Origin of the sequence: Methylobacterium mesophilicum (genome assembly GCF_022179445.1) — a bacterium.
In the GTDB taxonomy this organism is placed as follows: Bacteria; Pseudomonadota; Alphaproteobacteria; order Rhizobiales; family Beijerinckiaceae; genus Methylobacterium; species Methylobacterium mesophilicum.
On the sequence record NZ_BPQU01000035.1, the window covers coordinates 1 to 20,266 of the forward strand.

At 68.9% G+C, this 20,266-nt stretch carries 15 protein-coding genes; 9 read left to right on the forward strand and 6 right to left on the reverse strand.

The window, feature by feature from the left end; genetic code table 11:
- Positions 1–145: 145 nt before the first annotated feature.
- Positions 146–304, forward strand: a complete 159-nt coding sequence (locus MFF40_RS23960) for a hypothetical protein (RefSeq protein WP_187278023.1) — start codon at positions 146–148, stop codon at positions 302–304.
- A 247-nt stretch (positions 305–551) separates the two neighbouring features.
- Here MFF40_RS23960 and MFF40_RS23965 read toward each other — a convergent pair whose 3' ends face one another.
- Entirely contained in the window at positions 552–1,463 is a 912-nt protein-coding gene (locus tag MFF40_RS23965) for a peptidylprolyl isomerase (protein WP_147896307.1), read from the reverse strand.
- 249 nt (positions 1,464–1,712) lie between these two features.
- Here MFF40_RS23965 and secA point away from each other — a divergent pair, with 249 nt between their 5' ends.
- The 7 genes from secA to MFF40_RS24000 all read left to right on the forward strand — a co-directional run bounded on the left by secA (position 1,713) and on the right by MFF40_RS24000 (position 14,627).
- Positions 1,713–4,610 carry a preprotein translocase subunit SecA gene (gene secA / locus MFF40_RS23970; protein WP_238262513.1) on the forward strand — a complete coding sequence of 966 codons (2,898 nt, stop codon included), beginning with the start codon at positions 1,713–1,715 and terminating at the stop codon, positions 4,608–4,610.
- Between the two features lie 12 nt (positions 4,611–4,622).
- Positions 4,623–5,294, forward strand: coding sequence for a dethiobiotin synthase (bioD, locus tag MFF40_RS23975; RefSeq protein ID WP_147896309.1), 672 nt, complete (start codon positions 4,623–4,625; stop codon positions 5,292–5,294).
- A gap of 405 nt (positions 5,295–5,699) precedes the next feature.
- Positions 5,700–7,646, forward strand: a complete 1,947-nt coding sequence (locus tag MFF40_RS23980) for a potassium transporter Kup (protein ID WP_147896310.1) — start codon at positions 5,700–5,702, stop codon at positions 7,644–7,646.
- Between the two features lie 139 nt (positions 7,647–7,785).
- The gene (gene ahcY, locus MFF40_RS23985; protein WP_147855052.1) at positions 7,786–9,186 is read left to right on the forward strand and encodes an adenosylhomocysteinase; all 1,401 of its coding nucleotides are present in this window, start codon (positions 7,786–7,788) and stop codon (positions 9,184–9,186) included.
- A gap of 395 nt (positions 9,187–9,581) precedes the next feature.
- Entirely contained in the window at positions 9,582–12,131 is a 2,550-nt protein-coding gene (locus MFF40_RS23990; protein ID WP_238262515.1) for a sensor histidine kinase, read from the forward strand.
- A gap of 73 nt (positions 12,132–12,204) precedes the next feature.
- The gene (locus MFF40_RS23995; RefSeq protein ID WP_147896312.1) at positions 12,205–13,437 is read left to right on the forward strand and encodes an MFS transporter; all 1,233 of its coding nucleotides are present in this window, start codon (positions 12,205–12,207) and stop codon (positions 13,435–13,437) included.
- A 131-nt stretch (positions 13,438–13,568) separates the two neighbouring features.
- Positions 13,569–14,627, forward strand: a complete 1,059-nt coding sequence (locus MFF40_RS24000; protein ID WP_238262518.1) for a GSU2403 family nucleotidyltransferase fold protein — start codon at positions 13,569–13,571, stop codon at positions 14,625–14,627.
- Positions 14,628–14,651: 24 nt separating this feature from the next.
- On the opposite strand, the gene tolB is transcribed toward MFF40_RS24000, so the two are convergent.
- From tolB to tolQ, 4 genes are all read right to left on the reverse strand, one after another.
- A complete protein-coding gene (tolB, locus tag MFF40_RS24005) occupies positions 14,652–16,010 on the reverse strand; it encodes a Tol-Pal system beta propeller repeat protein TolB (RefSeq protein WP_147896314.1) in 1,359 nt (452 codons plus the stop codon).
- Between the two features lie 65 nt (positions 16,011–16,075).
- Positions 16,076–17,377: a cell envelope integrity protein TolA gene (gene tolA, locus MFF40_RS24010; RefSeq protein WP_238262520.1), complete on the reverse strand. Its 1,302-nt coding sequence runs from the start codon at positions 17,375–17,377 to the stop codon at positions 16,076–16,078.
- Positions 17,378–17,387: 10 nt separating this feature from the next.
- Positions 17,388–17,834: an ExbD/TolR family protein gene (locus MFF40_RS24015; protein ID WP_147854680.1), complete on the reverse strand. Its 447-nt coding sequence runs from the start codon at positions 17,832–17,834 to the stop codon at positions 17,388–17,390.
- Between the two features lie 25 nt (positions 17,835–17,859).
- Entirely contained in the window at positions 17,860–18,576 is a 717-nt protein-coding gene (gene tolQ, locus MFF40_RS24020; RefSeq protein ID WP_147854681.1) for a protein TolQ, read from the reverse strand.
- Between the two features lie 328 nt (positions 18,577–18,904).
- Between tolQ and MFF40_RS24025 the strand changes: the two genes are divergently transcribed.
- Positions 18,905–19,693, forward strand: coding sequence for an HpcH/HpaI aldolase family protein (locus tag MFF40_RS24025; RefSeq protein ID WP_147854682.1), 789 nt, complete (start codon positions 18,905–18,907; stop codon positions 19,691–19,693).
- 9 nt (positions 19,694–19,702) lie between these two features.
- Here MFF40_RS24025 and ybgC read toward each other — a convergent pair whose 3' ends face one another.
- On the reverse strand, positions 19,703–20,149 hold the full coding sequence (gene ybgC / locus MFF40_RS24030) for a tol-pal system-associated acyl-CoA thioesterase (protein WP_147854683.1): 447 nt from the start codon (positions 20,147–20,149) through the stop codon (positions 19,703–19,705).
- Positions 20,150–20,266: the final 117 nt, after the last annotated feature.

The following is a 20,266-nucleotide window of genomic DNA, read 5'->3' on the forward strand; positions in this document are numbered from 1 at the left end:
GTGAATCACGCAAAAGGCAACACCGAAATCCATTCCTTTCAAGCGATCGCCCTGGAAAGCAGCCCGACACCGCTTGCGGACGGCCCGGACCGGCCTATCATCCACCGAAGCTGGACAATTCTCAGATCCGGCGTCGGAGGATCACATGGCCTTCTTCATCGGGATCGCGTGTCCGTGGCTGCTGATCGCGGTACTCGACCGGATCGCCGAAGGCCGCCGCACGGCCGAACTCGCCGCGCTCGGGGTGACCGCACCGGTGGCGCCCGCCCAGTCCGCTTACCTGCATCCCGACCGGCCGTATTGAGGATCCAGGCGTCCGGAATCACCGAACGTCTGAGAATGCGAGAGTTCTCTGGTCGTTCGACCACCCTCCTTGTCATCCCGGGGCTGCGAAGCGGAGCCCGGGATCCATAAACGCAGGTTGAGCAGACCTTGCGCTGTCGGCGGCTCTGGATTCCGGGCTCGCCCGCGGCGCCCCGGAATGACACGGTGATGTATCCGGTCCCCTCTCCTAACCGGAGGAGGGGGGAACACCTTTTGTCCGTACCGGCTCACGGCTTCTTCGTCTCCGGCGCCAGCTGTGCGGCGGCCGGCGCCGCGTCGGTCCGGTCGATCTTGGCCTCGGCGCGCAGCTTCAGGATCATGTCCTGCTGGGCCTTGCGGACGATGTGCTGGTCGATCTGTTCCTTCAGCTCGTCGAAGGTCGGCTGCGGCTTAGTCCGCTTCTCCTCGACCTTGATGACGTGCCAGCCGAACTGGCTCTTCACCGGGTCGGAGACCTGGCCGGGCTTCATCGCGAAGGCGGCGTTGGCGAAGTCCGGGACCATCCGCTCCTTGGTGAACCAGCCGAGATCGCCGCCCTCGGCCTTCGAGCCGGGATCCTTCGAGGCCTCGGCCGCGACCTTGGCGAAATCCTCGCCGCCCTTGATCCGGGCCGCGATCTTCTTCGCGTCGCCCTCGTTGTCCACCAAGATGTGGCGCGCGTGCACCTCCTCCTCGGGCTTCATCAGCTTGACGGTCTGATCGTAGATCGCGTGCTCGGCCTCGGGGGTCACCGCCCGCTTGGCCTCCTGCTCCAGGTAGTCGTCGAGCAAGAGCTTGTCGCGGAAGTAGGCGAGCTTGCGCTTGAACTCCGGCGTGTCGCCGATCTTGGCGGCCTCGGCGGCCTGCGCGCCGACCCGCAGGTCGACCATGTAATCCACCAAGAGGGACTTCTTCTGCGCTTCGTCCACGCCCGGGAGCGACAGCGCCGGGTCGTCGGACGCGATGGCGAGGTCGCCCTGGGTGATCGGCTTGCCGTTGACGCTCGCAACAACGGTGTCGGGGCTCGGGGGCGCGGTGTTCGCCGCCGGCGTCGCGGTCTGGGCCGGGGCCGCCTGGGGAGCCTGCGCCAACGCGAGTCCGGGCATCGCGAGCATCAGGGCGAGCGCGCTCGCGCGCCGGAGGAGGGCGGTGTTCGGCATGCTGGCGTGGTCCTCGGCTGACGTCTCGTCGCCGCCCCTGTCGAGGCCGGGCGGCGGGCCGCGGCACAGGTGGCGCGCGTCGCGCGAGAAGGCAAGCGCTGCCGTTTCGGCCTTCCGGCGCCCGGCCTGTTGGCGCCGCCCTCTTTCAGGTGCGTCGGCGGATGTTTACCTCTATAAGCCCGGCCAACTCCGCCAAGGCCGGCCCGCCACGCTTACCCGTCGGCGGGCTCGCGCGTCTGCAGGTCAACGATGCTCGGCTCGATCGCCAAGAAGATTTTCGGCTCCTCCAACGACCGCCGCGTCAAGGGCTACCGCCCGCGGGTGGCGCTGATCAACGCGCTGGAACCGGAGATCCAGGCCCTGTCGGACGACGCGCTCCGGGCGCGGACCGACATGCTGAAGGCGGAACTGGCCGCCGGCAAGAGCCTCGACGACATCCTGGTCCCGGCCTTCGCCACGGTGCGCGAGGCGGCCAAGCGGGTCTTCGGCCAGCGCCATTTCGACGTGCAGCTGATCGGCGGCATGGTCCTGCACGAGGGCGCCATCGCCGAGATGAAGACCGGCGAGGGTAAGACCCTGGTGGCGACGCTGCCGGTCTACCTGAACGCCCTGGAGGGCAAGGGCGTCCACGTCGTCACCGTGAACGACTACCTCGCCGCCCGCGACGCGGAATGGATGGGCCAGCTCTACCGGTTCCTTGGGCTCACCGTCGGGACCATCGTGCACGGGCTCGACGACGAGCAGCGCAAGGCGGCCTACGCCTGCGACATCACGTACGGCACCAACAACGAGTACGGGTTCGACTACCTGCGCGACAACATGAAGTACGAGCTGTCGCAGCTCGCCCAGCGGGGACACAACTTCGCGATCGTGGACGAGGTGGACTCGATCCTGATCGACGAGGCCCGCACGCCGCTGATCATCTCCGGGCCGGTGGACGACCGCTCAGAGCTGTACGTCTCGGTCGACGCGATCATGCCCCGGCTGGTGCGCGAGCATTACGACCTCGACGAGAAGCAGCGCACGGTTTCGCTCACGGAAGCCGGCAACGAGTTCGTCGAGGTGACCCTGCGCGAGGTCGGCCTGCTCAAGGACGGCGACCTCTACGACGCCCACAACGTCAGCCTCGTCCACCACGTGAACCAGGCCCTGCGCGCCAACACCCTGTTCACCCGGGACAAGGACTACATCGTCAAGAACGACGAGGTGGTGATCATCGACGAGTTCACCGGCCGCATGATGCAGGGCCGGCGCTACTCGGAGGGACTGCACCAGGCCCTCGAGGCCAAGGAGCGCGTGACGATCCAGCCCGAGAACCAGACGCTGGCCTCGATCACGTTCCAGAACTACTTCCGCCTCTACGGCAAGCTCGCCGGCATGACCGGCACGGCCTCGACGGAAGCCGACGAGTTCGCCGAGATCTACAAGCTCGACGTGGTCGACATCCCGACCAACAAGGAGGTCGAGCGCGTCGACGAGGACGACGAGGTCTACCGCACGGTCGCCGAGAAGTACGAAGGGATCATCGCGGAGATCGACAAGGCGCATAGCCGCCACCAGCCGATCCTGGTCGGCACCGGCTCGATCGAGAAGTCCGAGCACCTGGCCGAGATGCTGAAGAAGGCCGGCTACACCCTGCTCGACTATTCCGATCCGAACGCGCTCACCGACGTCTACAAGGCCGCCCGCGAGGGCCGGGTGACCAAGCGCTTCGCCGTGCTGAACGCCCGCTTCCACGAGCAGGAGGCCTACATCGTCGCCGAGGCCGGCGTGCCGGGCGCGATCACCATCGCCACCAACATGGCCGGCCGCGGCACCGACATCAAACTCGGCGGCAACCTCGAGATGCGGATCGAGAAGGAGCTGAGCCAGCTCCCGGACGGGCCGGAGCGCGACGCCGCCATCGAGGCGATCAAGGCGGAGATCGCCGACAACCGCGCCAAGGTGCTGGCCTCGGGCGAGCCGGCGGACCCGGAAGCCGGCCGCAAGAAGGCCCTGCCGGGCGGCCTCTACATCATCGGCACCGAGCGCCACGAATCCCGGCGCATCGACAACCAGCTCCGGGGCCGCTCCGGCCGCCAGGGCGATCCGGGCCGCTCGAAGTTCTACCTGTCGCTTCAGGACGACCTGATGCGGATCTTCGGCTCCGACCGCATGGACGGGATGCTGCAGAAGCTCGGCCTGGAGCAGGGCGAGGCGATCATCCACCCCTGGATCAACAAGGCGATCGAGAAGGCGCAGCAGAAGGTCGAAGCGCGCAACTTCGACATGCGCAAGAACGTGCTCAAGTACGACAACGTCATGAACGACCAGCGCAAGGTCGTGTTCGAGCAGCGCCGGGACTTCATGGCCCAGGAGAGCGTGCGCGAGACCGTCGACGAGATGCGCGAGGGCGTGATCGACGACTTCGTCGCCCGCTACATTCCGCAGAACGCCTACGCCGAGCAGTGGGACGTCGCGGCCTTGCGCGAACAGGTTCTTGAGGTGCTCAACCTCGACGCGCCGGTGGAGGAGTGGGCCAAGGAAGAGGGCATCGCCGACGAGGAGATGCGCGAGCGTCTGCTCAAGGCCGCCGAGACCGCCTATGCCGAGCGGGCCGAGAAGAACGGCACCGAGATCACCGCCTATATCGAGAAGCAGGTCCTGCTCCAGACCCTGGACCACCTCTGGCGCGAGCACCTCGTGACCCTCGACCACCTCCGGCAGGTGATCGGCTGGCGCGGCTTCGCCCAGCGCGATCCGCTCAACGAATACAAGTCCGAGGCCTTCGACCTGTTCAACAGCCTGGTGACGTCCCTGCGCGAGCAGGTGACGGCGCAGCTCTCCCGCGTCGAGATCGTGCACCAGCAGCCCGATCAGCAGCAGGGCTTCCCGGGCGGCACGCCGGAGCTGCCGCAAATGTTCGCCCAGCATCTCGACCCGGTCACCGGCGAGAACGAGATGGATTACGGCGAGCGCGGCTCTGGCAGCGATGGCGGCGGCGGTCCCGCCTACGGCTACGCCGCGCAGGGCCTGTCGGTGGACGGCGCGGTGCTGGAGCGCGACCCGAACGATTCCGCCACCTGGGGCCGGGTCGGGCGCAACGAGCCGTGCCCGTGCGGCTCGGGCAAGAAGTACAAGCACTGCCACGGCACGTTCCAGGCCTGAGGCGGCTGACACATGGCCGCCCGCACGGTCTTCGTCGCCGGCGCCGGCACCGAGATCGGCAAGACCTACGTCACCGCGGCGCTGACCCGGCGCCTGCGGGCGCAGGGTCGGCCGGTCCGGACCCTGAAGCCCCTGGCGAGCGGCGTGCCGCCTCTGAGCGATCCGGCCTTCGCGGAGAGCGACACCGCCCGCCTCCTCGACGCGCAGGGCCTCGCCATCGAGGACGAGACGGTCGAGGCGTGCTCCCCCTGGCGGTTCTCGGCCCCGCTCGCGCCCGATCAGGCCGCCGCCCTGGAGGACCGGGCATTGGACCTGTCCGATCTCGTCGGATGGTGCCGGGGGCAGGTCGCCCGCACCGAGGAAACCTTGATCATCGAGGGGGTCGGCGGGCTGATGAGCCCGGTCACCGACCGTGCCACCGGGCTCGACTGGCTCAAGGCGCTCGACGTGCCGGCGCTGCTGGTCTCCGGCAGCTATCTCGGGGCGATCAGCCACGCGCTCACCGCCTGCGAGACCCTGCGCCTGCACGGCGTGCCGCTGCTGGCCATCGCCGTCAGCGAGAGCGAGGGGGCGCCGGCACCGCTCGCCACCGTGGCCGCGTCGATCGCCCGCCATGCCGGCGTTCCGGTCTTCGGCCTGCGGCGCGGACAAGCCTGCCCGGAGGCGCTGGCTGAGTTGGTGTGACCGGGGCGGGTCCGAAGGGAAACGGGCGGAGCGGAGCAGTGCCGGTTATGCGCCGTCCCTTTCCCGGGCGGATGCAGCGTCAGCGGAATGCAACCCGGGACCCAGCACAAGACGACGCGAAGCGCCTGCTTGCACCCGGAGTTCCACGGGCGTGCCGCTGCGCGGCGCATTCTTCTGCTGGGTCCCGGATCACCTTCCACTGACGTTCCAGGCGTCCGGGAAAGGGGCGTGGCTCATGCCCGAGATCGGGGAAGCCATCGAAGAACGGATGCGGTTTCCGGTTGATCGTTCGGCCGTGGCGAGCCGTTCTCGAAAGCCTATCCGGCTGCATCGGCTTCCACTTCGACGGACGGCGCTCTACCTGTCCGGTCAGGGCGAACGATTTAATCCCGCGGGAGACGTGCGTTGAGTCAGTCCCTTGCCCCCGCGGCGGCGCCCGATGCTCAAGCCCGGGCAGGCGACGACGCCGCGTCCCAGAAAAGCCGCCTCAAGCCCGCCCTCGTCTTCGGCGCGCTCGGCGTCGTCTACGGGGATATCGGCACCAGCCCTCTCTACGCCTTCAAGGAAGCCGTGAAGGCGGCCACCGCCGGGGGCGCCTCGGTCCCGGAAGCCGCCACCGGCGCGGTGTCGCTGATCCTGTGGTCGCTGATCCTGATCGTGTCGCTGAAATACGCGGTGCTGATCCTACGTGCCGACAACAAGGGTGAGGGCGGCATCGTCGCCATGCTGGCGCTGCTCGGCGCCCGGCAGGCCCGGCACGGCACCTGGAAGGCGGCGCTCCTTGTGGTCGGGCTGATCGGTGCCGCGCTGCTCTACGGCGACGGCGCGATCACCCCGGCGATCTCGGTGCTCTCGGCCATCGAGGGGCTGAAGGTCGACGCGCCGTCGCTCGGGCACTTCGTGGTGCCGATCACGATCGCGATCCTGGTCGTGCTGTTCTCTGTCCAGCACAAGGGCGTCGCGGTGATCGGCCGGGTGTTCGGACCGGTGATGCTGGTCTGGTTCGTGGTGCTGGCGACCCTGGGGATCGTCGGCATCCTCGACAAACCCGAGATCCTCGCCGCGCTGAACCCGCTGCGCGCCGTCGACTTCATGCTCCATGCCGGCTGGCACGTGAGCTTCGCGATGCTGGGCGCGGCCTTCCTGGCGGTCACCGGCGGCGAGGCGATGTACGCCGATCTCGGCCATTTCGGCGCGATGCCGATTCGGGTCGCGTGGTTCGTCCTCGTGCTACCGGCGCTGGTGCTCAACTATTTCGGGCAGGGCGCCCTGCTGCTCGCCGCGCCCGACGCGATCGAGAACCCGTTCTTCCGCCTGTGCCCGGATTGGGGCCACTACCCGCTGATCGCGCTGGCGACGCTCGCCACCATCATTGCCTCGCAGGCGATCATCTCGGGCGTGTTCTCCCTGACCCAGCAATCGGTGCAGCTCGGCTTCCTGCCGGCCATGCGCATCGTCCAGACCGCGAAGGAGGAGCGCGGCCAGATCTATGTCCCGATGGTGAACTGGCTGCTCGCCGCCGCGACCCTGGTGGCCGTGGTGGTGTTCGGCTCCTCCGACGCGCTCGCCGGGGCCTACGGCATCGCGGTCTCGATGCTGATGGCCATCACCACGCTGCTGGCGGCGCTGATCGCGCTGCGCTGGGGCTACAACCCGATCCTGGTCTTCGCGGTCAACGGCGTCTTCCTGGCCATCGACACCGTGTTCTTCGCGGCCAACAGCGTGAAGATCCTGGAGGGCGGCTGGTTTCCTCTGGTGCTGGCCGGCTTCGTCGCGCTGATGATGCTCACCTGGAAGAAGGGCAACGAGCTGGTCGAGCAGGCCCGGGTCGCGCTACGCCAGCCGGAGGACGCGTTCCTGGCCGGGCTCCAGCACCGCGAGCTGCTGCGCCTGCCCGGCACCGCGGCATTCCTGTCGGCGGCCGAGCACGGGATCCCGCTGCACCTGTCACGCTTCGTCGAGCGCAACCACGCCCTGATGGAGCGGATCCTGATCATCACCGCGCTCTACGAAGAGACCCCCACGGTCCCGGTGGAGCAGCGCGCCCACGTGACGATCCTGGCGCCGGACTTCTACCGGGTGATCCTGCGCTACGGCTTCATGGAGGAGGCCTCGATCCCGGAGGGGCTCGCCTGCGCGGTCGCGTCCCGCCACCTGCCCGCCAACGTCGTCGACGACATGACCGTGTTCGTCGGGCACGAGACGATCATCCCGAAGGACGACCATCTCGGCATGGCCTCGTGGCGCGAGAACCTGTTCGCCTTCATGCAGCGCAACGCCGAGCGCACCGGCGCCTTCTTCGGCGTGCCGACCCGCCAGGTCGTCGAGGTCGGCACCGAGATCGAGATCTGAGCGGGCGAAAACCACGGGCCGCGGCCGCCCCACAGCTTGGAACGCATAAAGACATGTTTATGTCTTGATTGCTTCGTAGCGTCCGAAGTGGTAGGGCCTGGCCCCGAACCGCAACGCGAACACACGGAACCGCCGACTCATGGCCAAGGATTATATCGTCAAGGACATCGGGCTGGCCGATTACGGCCGCAAGGAGATCTCGATCGCCGAGACGGAGATGCCGGGCCTGATGGCGGTCCGCGAGGAGTATGGCGCGGCGCAGCCCCTGAAGGGCGCCAAGATCGCCGGCTCGCTCCACATGACGATCCAGACCGCCGTGCTGATCGAGACCCTGAAGGCGCTCGGCGCCGACATCCGCTGGGTCTCCTGCAACATCTACTCGACCCAGGACCACGCCGCCGCCGCCATCGCGGCCGCCGGCATCCCGGTCTTCGCCGTGAAGGGCGAGACCCTGGAAGAGTACTGGGACTACACCTCGCGCCTGTTCGACTGGCATGGCGGCGGCATGCCGAACATGATCCTCGACGACGGCGGCGACGCCACCATGTTCGTCCACCTCGGCCTGCGCGCCGAGAACGGCGACACCGCCTTCCTCGACAAGCCGGAGAGCGAGGAGGAGGAGGTCTTCTTCGCGCTGCTCAAGAAGAAGCTCGTCGAGAAGCCGAAGGGCTGGTTCGCCGGCCTCGCCGACAGCATCAAGGGCGTCTCCGAGGAGACCACCACCGGCGTGCACCGCCTGTACGTGCTGGCCAAGGAGGGCAAGCTCCTCTTCCCGGCGATCAACGTGAACGACTCGGTGACCAAGTCGAAGTTCGACAACCTCTACGGCTGCAAGGAGTCGCTGGTCGACGGCATCCGCCGCGGCACCGACGTGATGATGGCCGGCAAGGTCGCCATGGTCGCCGGCTTCGGCGATGTCGGCAAGGGTTCCGCCGCCTCGCTGCGCAACGCCGGCTGCCGCGTGCTCGTGTCGGAGATCGACCCGATCTGCGCGCTCCAGGCCGCCATGGAGGGCTACGAGGTCGTGACGATGGAGGACGCCGCCCCGCGCGCCGACATCTTCGTCACCGCCACGGGCAACAAGGACATCATCACCCTCGATCACATGCGGTCGATGAAGGACCGGGCGATCGTCTGCAACATCGGCCACTTCGACAACGAGATTCAGGTCGCCGGCCTGAAGAACCTCAAGTGGTCCAACATCAAGCCGCAGGTGGACGAGATCACCTTCGCGGACGGCCACCGCATCATCCTCCTGTCGGAGGGCCGCCTGGTGAACCTCGGCAACGCCACGGGTCACCCGTCCTTCGTGATGTCGGCCTCGTTCACCAACCAGACGCTGGCGCAGATCGAACTCTGGACCAACACGTCGAAGTACCAGAAGCAGGTCTACACCCTGCCCAAGACCCTCGACGAGAAGGTCGCGGCCCTGCACCTGGAGAAGATCGGCGTGAAGCTCTCCAAGCTGCGCCCCGACCAGGCCGCCTATATCGGCGTCTCCGAGTCCGGCCCGTTCAAGTCCGAGCATTACCGCTACTGAGCCGGCTCCGGCCGGCGACGCCTCCGGTTCGGCGCGCGAGCCAAACCGGAGGTTGAATTCCTGACCGGCCCGAGAAGGGCCGGGACGGCGTTCGCCCCCTCGATCATCGACCGAAATAGGGCCCGGCGCGCTGCGTCGGGCCCTTTCGTTTGTCAACCCGTTTGAGCGCCAACGCACTGTGTCTTCTGAGTGTCGTTAACGGATGATTGTGAGCCCTCGGCGTATAGCCACGCTTCGTTCCCCTTCCGGCTGGATTCCGCCGCACGGTAAGGTGCAGTCGAATCTTAGATCGGTGGGTCCGCGAGGGTTCGAGAGAATCGTCGCGGGGACGGTGCGTTTCGCGCCGCGCGGTTGCACGCGCATGTCGGATCGCCAGGGGTGGGGGCAGGGCTATCATGGGTGTCGGTCGTGCCGCGCACGTTCGAATCTGCGTGGGTGCGCTCACATTGACGGCGGCGAGCGCTGCGCTCGCCGAACTGCCCGAGACCGCGACCACGCACGCGCCGCGTGAGATGCACAGCGTCGCCGCCCTGGCGATCTTCGGCGGCCTCGTCGCCTTCGCGGTGATCCTGTCGCTGCTTCACCTCTACGAGCGCGGGCGCTGGACCCGCCGGGAGCGGGAGCTGGCCGGCGCCCTCGACGTGCTCCGCGGCGCGCACGACCGCGCCGAGATGCTGCTCAACGCCGAGCGCCAGGTCATCGTCACCTGGGACCGGCGCAGCGAGCCGGTGGTCGAGGGCGACATCAGCCTGGCGATCTACGGCGAGCGGCCGACCTCGGGCTATGCCCGCCGCGTCCTGGCCTTCGGCACCTGGCTGGTCGCGTCAGACGCCGCCGCGGTCGAGGCCGCGGTCGAGACCCTGCGGGCGCGGGGCACGAGCTTCTCCTTGAGCCTGCGCACCCAGACCGGGCGCAGCATCGACGCCCACGGGCAGGCGGTGGCCGGCCGCGCGCTGCTGCGCCTGCGCGAGACCAGCCAGGAGCGCTGCGAGATCGCCGACCTGCGCGCGACCCTGGACGAGACCCGCCGCGGCCTGTCGGCGCTGGCCGGGCTCCTCGACGCGATCCCGCAGCCGGTCTGGCGGCGCAACCGCGAGGGTGGGCTGAGCTGGGTCAACGCGGCCTACGCGGCGGCCGTCGAGGCCGAGACTCGCGAGGCCGCTCTCGACGGCGGCGTCGAGCTGTTCGACCGTCCGGCCCGCGAGGCGATCATCCGCGACGAGGCGGCGCGCGCCGCCGGCCTGACCCGGACGGTGCCGCGGCTCTCGGCCGTGGTGGCCGGCAGCCGGCGCATGCTCGACGTGTTCGAGACCACCCTGGACAGCGGCCGGGTCGGGATCGCCATCGACGTCTCAGAGCTTGAGAGCGTCCGCGCCGACCTGCAGCGCCAGATGAACGCGAACGTCCGCACCCTGGACCAGTTGCCGACCGCGGTGGCGATGTTCGACGTCTCGCAGCGGCTGATCTTCCACAACGCCGCCTACCGCCAGCTCTGGGACCTCGATCAGGCCTTCCTCGACAGCCGCCCCTCCGACGGCGAGATCCTCGACCATCTCCGGGCCGAGCGGAAGCTGGAGGAGCAGGCGGATTTCCGCGGCTGGAAGCAGGGCGTGCTCGCCGCCTACCGGGCCGCCGAGGCCAACCAGAGCTGGTGGTACCTGCCCGACGGACGAACGCTCCGCGTCGTGGCCGACCCCAACCCGCAGGGCGGCCTGACCTACCTGTTCGACGATGTCTCCGACAGCCTGAACGCCGAGACGCGCTACATCGCCCTGCGCCGCCTCCAGGCCGAGACCCTCGACACCCTGGCCGAGCCGGTGGCGGTGTTCGGGGCCGACGGGCGGATGACGCTCGCCAACCGGGCGTTCTGCACGGTCTGGCGCCTCGATCCGGCGACCGTCGAGGAGCGGCCGCATGTCGATGCCGTCATCGCCGCCTGCCGGTCGCTCGCACCGGCCGAGGAGCCGTGGCTCGACATCCGCGACGCGGTGGTCGGCCTCGAATCGCGCACCGCCCAGTCCTGCCGCCTGGAGGTGGTGGACGGCACGGTTCTCGACTGCGCAGCGCAGCCGCTGCCCGAGGGCGCGACCCTGCTGACCCTGATCGACGTCACCGCGAGCGTGAACGTCGAGCGGGCGCTGACCGAGAAGAACGACGCGCTCGAGAAGGCCGCGCAGCTGCGCGACACCTTCGTGCACCACGTCTCCTACGAACTGCGCTCGCCGCTCACGAACATCATCGGCTTCACGCAGCTGCTCGGGGACGAGACGGTCGGTGCGCTCAACGACCGCCAGCGCGAATATTCTGACCACATCATGCGCTCGTCTGCGGCGCTGCTGGTCATCATCAACGACATCCTCGACCTCGCCTCGATCGATGCCGGCTCGCTGGAGCTTCAGCGGGAGGAGGTCGACGTGCAGACCACGATCGAGGCCGCCCTGCGCGGCATCGAGGACCGGTTGGCCGAATCCCACATCACCCTGGCCCTCGACGTGCCCGAGGATATCGGCAGCGTCCACGCGGACGGGAAGCGCATCCGCCAGATCCTGTTCAACCTGCTCTCCAACGCCGTCGGCTTCTCGGATGCCGGGCAGCGGGTCGAGGTCCGCGCCCGCCGGGACGCGCAGGAGCTGATCCTGAGCGTGCGCGACCACGGCCGCGGCATGCCGCCGGAGATCGCCGATTCGGTCTTCAACCGCTTCGAGAGCCACACGCTGGGCACCCGCCATCGCGGCGTCGGGCTCGGCCTGTCGATCGTGCGGTCCTTCGTCGAGCTCCATGGCGGGCGGGTCCTCCTGGAGACCGCGCCCGGGGCCGGGACCCAGGTGACCTGCATCTTCCCGCTCTTCCCGTTTGACGGGTCGCATCGCGAGCATCCCGAACGACGACCCGCCACGGCCCCGACCGTGATCGCCGTGCGCAAGCCGGGCCTGGCGGTCCACTGAGGCCGACGGCGAGCGGGGCGATCCGTTTTCGCGCCGGGCTTGATTAATCCCCCGGCCGGGCTCAGCAGGGCGCATGTCCGACACAGATCGTTCCGGCTGGGCCGTCTTCGGTATCGGGGACTTCCGGCTGTTCGGCTCGGCTCGCTTTCTCACGGGCCTCGCGTATCAGATGCAGGCGGTGGCGATCGGCTGGTTCGTCTACGACCTGACCCATTCCGCGCTGGCGCTGGGCCTCGTTGGGCTGGCGGGTTTCCTCCCCGCGGTGATCTGCGCCCTGATCACCGGCCACGTGGCGGACGCCTATGACCGCCGCCTCGTGGGCGCTGCGGCGTTCGGACTCCAGAGCCTGGCGAGCTTCGGCCTGCTCGCCTACGCGCTGGCCGGCCTCCAGGCGATCTGGCCGATCTACGCCCTGGTGATCGTTGTCGGCACCGCGCGGGCCTTCGCCAACCCCGCCCTGCAGGCGCTGCTGCCGACCTTGGTACCGGGGCCGCAATTCGGCTCGGCCATCGCATGGAACGCCTCGCTCTGGCAGAGCGCGTCGGTCATGGGCCCGGCGCTCGGCGGCCTGCTCTACGCACTCGGGCCGTCGGTCGTGTTCGGCGGCGCGGCGGCGAGCTTCGCGCTGGCGAGCGTCCTGACCGGGCTGATCCGGTTCCGGCCCGCTGCCGTGACCGAGCGGCCGCCGATCACCTGGGCGGCCCTCTCGGCCGGCATCGGCTACATCCGCTCGCAGCCGGTGGTGCTGGGGGCGATCAGCCTCGACCTGTTCACCGTCCTGCTGGGCGGCGCCACCGCGCTCCTGCCGATCTATGCCGGCGAGGTGCTGCATGTCGGCCCGCTGGGGCTCGGCGCGCTCCGCAGCATGCCGGCCTTCGGGGCCGTCACCATGGCAATCCTGCTCGCCTACCGGCCCTTGCGCCGTCATGCCGGGATCCGGATGCTCCGGGCCTGCGCGCTGTTCGGTGCGGCCACCGTCGTGTTCGGCCTCTCGACCTCGCTGGCACTGTCGATGGCCTGCCTGTTCGTGACCGGCGCCGCCGACATGATCTCGGTCTACGTCCGCCAGACCTTCGTACAGGGCGAGACCCCGGACGCCATGCGCGGCCGGGTCTCGGCGGTGAACACGGTGTTCATCGGCGCCTCGAACGAACTCGGCGAGTTCGAATCGGGCGTGCTCGCCGCTGCGATCGGGGCGGTCCCGGCAGTGGTGGCGGGCGGCGCCGCGACGATCGCGGTCGCGCTGCTCTGGGGCCGGTTCTTCCCGGCCTTGCGGGCGCGGGACCGGTTGCAGGTGAAGGGATAGCGGCCGGCCATTATCCCTTCGAGGCCAGTATCACGATTAGAAAGGGATAATGCATTCCCTTTCAACATCTTGCGCCGGACGTGACATGTGCTATCAAACCAAGCCCGTCGAAAAGTGCTTGGAATCGAGCCATGCTGTTCACCGACTTGAATGGCGATCAAGCCCGACAGACGATCGACACGGAGCAGGTCTTCGGGGCCTACGTTGCGGCCCGCACCGAGCTCGATCACCGCTATGTGGGTTCAATGGCTTGGAAGACGGTGGGCTCGCATACGTACCTGTATCGGAAGCGACAGGGCGTCTGGAAATCTCTCGGTGCCCGCTCGTCCGGCACGGAGGAAATCCACCGCGGCTACCATGAAGGCCGCGCGGATCTGCAGGATCGAATCGCAAACCTCTCCGCCCGCATGGACGCGATGGCCCCGGTCAACCGCGCGCTCCGACTCGGGAGAATGCCCATCATCGCGGCCCGTGTCCTGCGCCGCCTGACTGAGACGCGGCTCTACGGTCCCGTCGTCGGGGTCGTCGGTACCAACGCCCTATACGCCTATGAACGCCTCGCAGGCGTTCAGATTGCAGGCCCGCAACTCGCGACGGGCGACATCGATCTGCTGTACGACGCCCGAAAAAGCCTGCGCCTCGTTGCGCCGGAGGCGGTGGCAGGCGGATTGCTGGCCGAACTGCGAAAGGTCGATCGCTCGTTTACGGTCATCGGAAATCCTGGCTTCCGCGCCGTCAACCGAGACGGTTACTTGGTCGATCTGATCATGCCGGCCGGGAAGGATCCGATACGGCCTCCGGTTCGCAATCGCATCGGATCGGCCTCGGATGAATTGCAGGCGGTCGAGATCGAGGGGCTCGCGTGGTTGGTCAACAGCCCGAAGACCGCCGTCACGGCGATCGATGCAAGGGGCTATCCGGTGCAGATGTGGGTAATCGACCCGCGCGCCTTCGCGCTCCACAAGGCATGGCTCTCAACCAGGGGCGACCGCGATCCGCTGAAACGAACGCGCGATGCCGCGCAGGCCGATCTCGTCGTGTCTTTGATTCGGACGCGGCTGCCCCGATTGCCGTTCGACGACCCTGCGCTCAGAGCCCTCCCGCGCGCCCTGCGCGATCTGGCCGATACGATCGGCAAGCCACCGGCGCCCGAAGATGCCGACGCTAAACGGTCGGAGCCCGACTGGTAGCCGGGCTCCATAGTCCCAAACGCCTCAGCGCCCGGCCAGCAGTGGCGACCAGGTCGGGTCGGAGGCGTAGGACGGCGTCGGGATCGGCTGCTCGACCTTGCCGGTGATGTCGACCATGAACAGCTTGCCGCCGCCCTGGCCGCCCGGGTCGCGGAAGAACAGCACGTACTGGCCGTTCGGCGCGAAGGTCGGCCCCTCGTTGTGGTAGCCCTCGGTCAGGACGCGCTCGCCGGTGCCGTCGGGCTTCGACACGCAGATGGCGAAGCCGCCGTTGCGCTGGCGGGTATAGGCGATCAGGTCGCCGCGGGGCGACCACGCCGGCTGCGAGGCCGAGCCCGCCCCGAAGGTGATGCGGTGTGGGTTCGAGCCGTCCGCGCCCATCACGTAGACCTGCTGCGAGCCGCCGCGATCCGATTCGAACGCGATCTGCGAACCGTCCGGGGCGTAGGTCGGCGAGGTGTCGATCGCCATGCCGTTGGTGACCGAGCGCTGGGCCTTCGTGGCGATGTCCATCGTCACGATGTCGGCGTTCCCGCCCTGCTGCACGCTCATCACCAGGCGACGGCCGTCCGGCGAGAAGCGCGGGCTGGCGCTCATCGAATCGACGTTCCCGAGCGCCTGGCGGGCGCCGGTCTCCAGGTTGATCACCTGGACGCGCGGCTGGTGCCCGGTGGCCTGGGACATGAACGCGATGTCCTGCGTGGCCGGCGAGTAGCGCGGCGCGACGATCGAGGTCTCGCCGCTGGTGATCGCCCGGACGTTGGCGCCGTCCTGGTCCATCACCATCAGGCGCTTGCGCCGGTTCTCCTTGGGGCCGCTCTCGTCCACGAAGGCGATGCGGCTGTCGAACCAGGGGCCGAGGCCGGTGATCTTGGTGTAGACCGCGTCCGAGATCAGGTGGCCGGTGCGCCGGGCGTTGGCGGTGTCGGTGCCGTATTGCTGGCCGGTCATCTGCTGGCCCGAGGTTACGTCCCAGAGACGGAACTCGACCTTGAGCTTGCCCGAGGCGTCCCGCGAGACGCGGCCCGTCACGAGACCCTGCACGCCGGTGGCGCGCCATTTCTCGAAGTTCGGTGCGGCGTCGAAATTCGGCTGCTCGGGGAATCGGGCGTGGTCGAGGGGCGTGAAGTAGCCCGAGCGGCGCAGGTTGTTGGTCACCACGCCGGAGACGAGGCCGCCGAGGCTCGGGTCGCCGCCGAAATCCGCGATGGCGATCGGCAAGGGCTGGAAGTTGCCGCCGCCGATACGCAGCTGCAGCTGCGCCTGGGCCGGGGCCGCGAAGCCGACGGCGACCGTCAGCAGCGCGAGAAACGCGACGATGGGCGCGATCAGGCGCGCGGCTGAGGGCGCCGGAAGGCGCCCGGCGGAGGAAGTGCTGTGCATGGGTCGGATCCGAAGTGGCGATCAGACGGGGAGGCGGGTGACGGCCGGCGGCGCGGGTGGCGATATCAGGTCGCCGTGAATTCGAACTCCGCGTTGATGGCCTTCCAGTCGTTGTAGTACGGCGCGTAGGTGGCCGGAATGTTATACGGCGCACAGCGGCGCACCGCCCGGAGCGCGGCCTGCGCGATCGACTGGTCCACCCCGCTGGAACCGCCCCGCATGATCCGCGGCTCGGTGCTGAGCGAGCCGTTCGGGTTCAGCCGGATGTCGAGCACCGGTAGCACCACCCCCTGGGCGGCGCCCGGAGGCGCGGAGTAGCAGCGCTCGATCTGCTGCTGCAGCAGGCCGACCAGCGCGTCGCGCAGGGATGGCGACAGGCGCTGCGCGGTGCCGGTCGCGGCGCCCAGGGCCGCGACCTTCTGCACCGTATGGCCGGTCGCGCCGGTCGATTGCGACGGCGCCTTCGAGGCCAGCACCGAGCGGATGTCGCCGGCGTTGAACTTGTCGGCGAGCTCGGCCTGCTTGCGCGCCTTGGCCTCGCCGTCGGCCTTGGCCTTCGCGTCCGCCATCGCCTTGGATTTCGCCTTGGCGGCGGCCTCCGCCTTGGCGGCGGCTTCCGCCTTCTCGTGCGCGGCCTTGGCCTCGGCCATCTCCTTCTGGCGCTCGGCTTCCGCCTCGGCCTTGGCCTCGGCAGCCTTCCGGGCGGCTTCCCGGGCGGCCTCGGCCTTGGCGGCATCCGCCTTGGCCTTGGCCTCCGCCTTCGCGGCGGCGGCCTTCGCGGCGGCAGCCGCGGCTTCGGCCTCCTGCCGCTCGATCAGCTTGTCGAGCTGCTCGCGCTTCTCGGCCTCGGCCTTTGCGGCCGCCTTCGCCTCGGCCTTGGCCGCCGCGGCCTTCTCGGCGGCGGCAGCCTTGTCGGCCGCAGCCTTCTCAGCCGCCTTCTCAGCCGCCTTGGCGGCAGACTTCTCGGCCTCGCGCTTCTCCTCAGCGGCCTTGGCGGCCTTGGCCACCTCCTGCGGATCCGGCTCGGCGCGAAGGGGCATCTCCTCCGCGTTGGCGAGCTTCATCTCGGCCGTGCGCTTGGGCGCGGTCGGCGCGTCGGTCTTGGCGTTCTCGGGCTCGCGGTCCTCGACCTTCTCGGCCTGGCGGTCGGCCCGCGGCTGGGCGTTCGGCATCGGCTTGTCGGCCTGGCGCTCGCCCTTGGTGATCTCGGAGAACTGGTTCTCGGTGATCACCTCGACGGGCACGCCCTCCTGCGTCTCGGGCAGGGCCGGGGCCGCCACGCTGAACAGCGCGAAGGCCAGCAGCGCCACGTGGGTGCCGGCGGAGATCCAGACACCCGGTTCCTTGCGGTCGAAGTGGAACTCCACGGTCCGGACCCTACTGATGCTCTGGCTCGGTTACGAGGGCGACCTTCTTGAAGCCGCCGCCGGTCACGATCGCCATCACCTGGGCGACGCGGCCGTAATCGACCCGCTTGTCGCCGCGAACGAACACACGCTCCTCGGTGCCGGTCTTGGCGGTCTCGAGAAGCTTCGGGATGATCGTGTCGTCGGTCAGCTCGTCCTCACCGAGGAAGACCTGGCCGGTCTGCCGGATCGAGATCGTCACCGGCTTCACGTCGGAATTGAGCGGCGAGGCCTTCGATTGAGGCAGATCGAGGGGCACGCCCACCGTCATCATCGGCGCCGCGACCATGAAGATGATCAGCAGCACCAGGACGACGTCGATGAACGGCGTCATGTTGATCTCGTTGATCGGCCCGCCGCGCCGGCCCCTGCGCCGCCGCCGCTTGCCGCCGTGGGATGCGCCCGCCGCCATGCTCATGGATCAATCTCCTGGATCGGCCCGGTCAGGCGGCGAGCGAGAGGCGCTCGTCGATCTGGCGCGAAAGGATCGCGGAGAACTCGTCGGCGAAACCCTCCAGCCGCGATTGCGACTTCGAGACCTCGGCCTGGAGCTTGTTGTAGGCGAGCACCGCCGGGATCGCGGCGAACAGGCCGATCGCGGTGGCGAACAGCGCCTCGGCGATGCCGGGGGCGACGACGGCCAGCGAGGTGTTCTTGGAGGCCGCGATCGAGGTGAACGCGGTCATGATGCCCCAGACGGTACCGAACAGGCCGATATACGGGCCGGCCGAGCCGATCGAGGCGAGGAACAACAGGCGCGACTCGAGCCGCTCGACCTCGCGCTGGATGGTGACGTCGAGCTGCTTCTCGATGCGCTGGGACAGGGACTGCACCTGACGGCCCGAGCCCTCGAACGAGCGCTTCCACTCGCGCATGGCGGCCACGAACACCGCCGCCAGCCCGGTGGCCGGGCGGTCGTTGAACGAGCGGAACAGCTCCTCCAGGGAGCGGCCGGACCAGAACGCGTCCTCGAACGCGTCCATCTCGGCCTTGGTGCGCCGGAACAGCAGCGTCTTGTCGACGATGATCGTCCAGCACCAGATCGAAGCGCCGAGCAGCCCCACCATCACGATCTTCACGACGAAGTGGGCCTGCAGGAACAGCCCGAGCAGCGTCATGTCGGCGACAGGCGCGGCCTGCATCGCGTCGGCTGGGTTCATCCGTCGAGGTCTCCTGCTCCGGATCGCGATGCGCCGGGCGAGGCCCGCGTCCGCCGGATCCGTGAGCGATATCAATGCTATCGTCCGCGAATCTGTCGAAAGTAAGGGCCGTCTTCACCCCGTAATCGGGCGGCATCGCACCGACTTCGTTAAGGGCGCGACAGGGTTAAGGATCGGTTTCGATCGGGGCGATCCTAGGGCATTCCAGGACATCGGCCGCGGTATGGGTCGCGTGGCGCCCGGCCGAGACTGGACCTCGCGAAACCGGGCCCGTTATTCTCATCCCTACGGCGAACCCGTCGCCGCGAGCCTCAGTCCAGGACGTGTCATGACCCTGCCCGTTCCGAGCCTCCACGGCCTGCTGCCCGCCGAGCCGGCCCGATTCCTCGGCTGGTCCTGCATCGCCGACCCGACCATCGCCGGAGCCCTGGCGCGCTCCGGCTTCGACGCCGTGCTCCTCGACCAGCAGCACGGCGCGCACGATTACCACTCCTGTTGTGCGGCGATCACCGAGGTGGCGCTGGCCGGCAAGCCGAGCCTGGTGCGGATCCCGGTCGGCGACTTCGCCATGGCGTCGCGGATGCTGGATGCCGGCGCCGCCGGTATCGTCGCGCCGATGATCAACAGCGTGGCGGACGCGCAGGCGCTGGCGGCCGCCACCAAATATCCGCCGGTCGGCCAGCGGAGCTGGGGGCCGGACCGCGCCATGTGGATGTCGGGCCAGAGCGACGCGACCGAGTTTCTCGCCGGCGCCAACGCCCGGGCGCTGACCATCGCCATGTGCGAGACCGCGGAGGCGATCGACGCGCTGGAGCCGATCCTGGCCCTGCCGGGCATCGACGGCATCCTGGTCGGCCCCGCCGACTTGTCGATCGCCCTGTCCAAGGGAAAGGCCATCGACCCGGCCGGCGCAGCGGTCACGGCCGCCCTCGGCGAGATCGTGCGCAAGACCCGGGCTGCCGGCAAATTGCCCTGCGCCTTCTCGCCGTCGCCCCTGCGGGCCCGGGAGATGGTCGCGATGGGCTTCCAGCTGGTCTCGGTCGAGTACGACGCGATGACCATCGTCAACGCCTTCGCCAAGCTGCTGCGCGACGCCGACCCGACGCGGGTCGCCTGACCGGACGCGTCAGGCTTCTCCGGACGGAGCGAGGAGCCGGCGCAGGGCCTCCGGCAGCCGGATGGCGCGGCCGTCGCGCACGCAGGCGACCGTGACGTCGGCGGCGACCAGCAGATCGTCGCCGCGCCGCACCTCCTGGGCGAGCTGCATCGAGGCGCCGCGCAATTGCCGGGTCCGGGTCACGATGGTGAGCTGGTCGTCCATGCGGGCGGGGCGGATGAAGTCGAGCGCCATCCGCCGGACCACGAAGACGAGGCCGCGGGCTTCCCGGTGCAGATCGGATTGGTCGCCCGCCAGACCCCGGAGCAGCTCGGTCCGGCCGCGCTCCAGGAAGCGCAGGTAGCTGGCGTGATAGACGAAACCCGAGAAGTCGGTGTCCTCGTAGTAGACGCGCACGCCCAGGCGATGGGGGGCGTCGTCCGTCGGCGCGCCGGTGGGGGAGGTCTGTGCGCTCATCGAAAATCGTCTACGGCATGTTGCGGCTGCGGGGGAAGCAGCCGTCACGCCTCGCGCCGGGTGTTGGGGGATGAACCGGATACCCCGCCGACACGACGAGGGCCGCCCTGGGGCGGC

Bases quoted from the DNA above. Each gene is read 5' to 3' on its own strand.
- bioD (WP_147896309.1), top strand. From the start codon at position 4,623: ATGGCCGCCCGCACGGTCTTCGTCGCCGGCGCCGGCACCGAGATCGGC.
- MFF40_RS24025 (WP_147854682.1), top strand. From the start codon at position 18,905: ATGACCCTGCCCGTTCCGAGCCTCCACGGCCTGCTGCCCGCCGAGCCG.
- secA (WP_238262513.1), top strand. From the start codon at position 1,713: ATGCTCGGCTCGATCGCCAAGAAGATTTTCGGCTCCTCCAACGACCGC.
- tolB (WP_147896314.1), bottom strand. From the start codon at position 16,010: ATGCACAGCACTTCCTCCGCCGGGCGCCTTCCGGCGCCCTCAGCCGCG.
- MFF40_RS23960 (WP_187278023.1), top strand. From the start codon at position 146: ATGGCCTTCTTCATCGGGATCGCGTGTCCGTGGCTGCTGATCGCGGTA.
- tolQ (WP_147854681.1), bottom strand. From the start codon at position 18,576: ATGAACCCAGCCGACGCGATGCAGGCCGCGCCTGTCGCCGACATGACG.
- MFF40_RS24000 (WP_238262518.1), top strand. From the start codon at position 13,569: ATGCTGTTCACCGACTTGAATGGCGATCAAGCCCGACAGACGATCGAC.
- ahcY (WP_147855052.1), top strand. From the start codon at position 7,786: ATGGCCAAGGATTATATCGTCAAGGACATCGGGCTGGCCGATTACGGC.
- MFF40_RS23995 (WP_147896312.1), top strand. From the start codon at position 12,205: ATGTCCGACACAGATCGTTCCGGCTGGGCCGTCTTCGGTATCGGGGAC.
- ybgC (WP_147854683.1), bottom strand. From the start codon at position 20,149: ATGAGCGCACAGACCTCCCCCACCGGCGCGCCGACGGACGACGCCCCC.
- MFF40_RS24015 (WP_147854680.1), bottom strand. From the start codon at position 17,834: ATGAGCATGGCGGCGGGCGCATCCCACGGCGGCAAGCGGCGGCGGCGC.
- MFF40_RS23965 (WP_147896307.1), bottom strand. From the start codon at position 1,463: ATGCCGAACACCGCCCTCCTCCGGCGCGCGAGCGCGCTCGCCCTGATG.
- MFF40_RS23990 (WP_238262515.1), top strand. From the start codon at position 9,582: ATGGGTGTCGGTCGTGCCGCGCACGTTCGAATCTGCGTGGGTGCGCTC.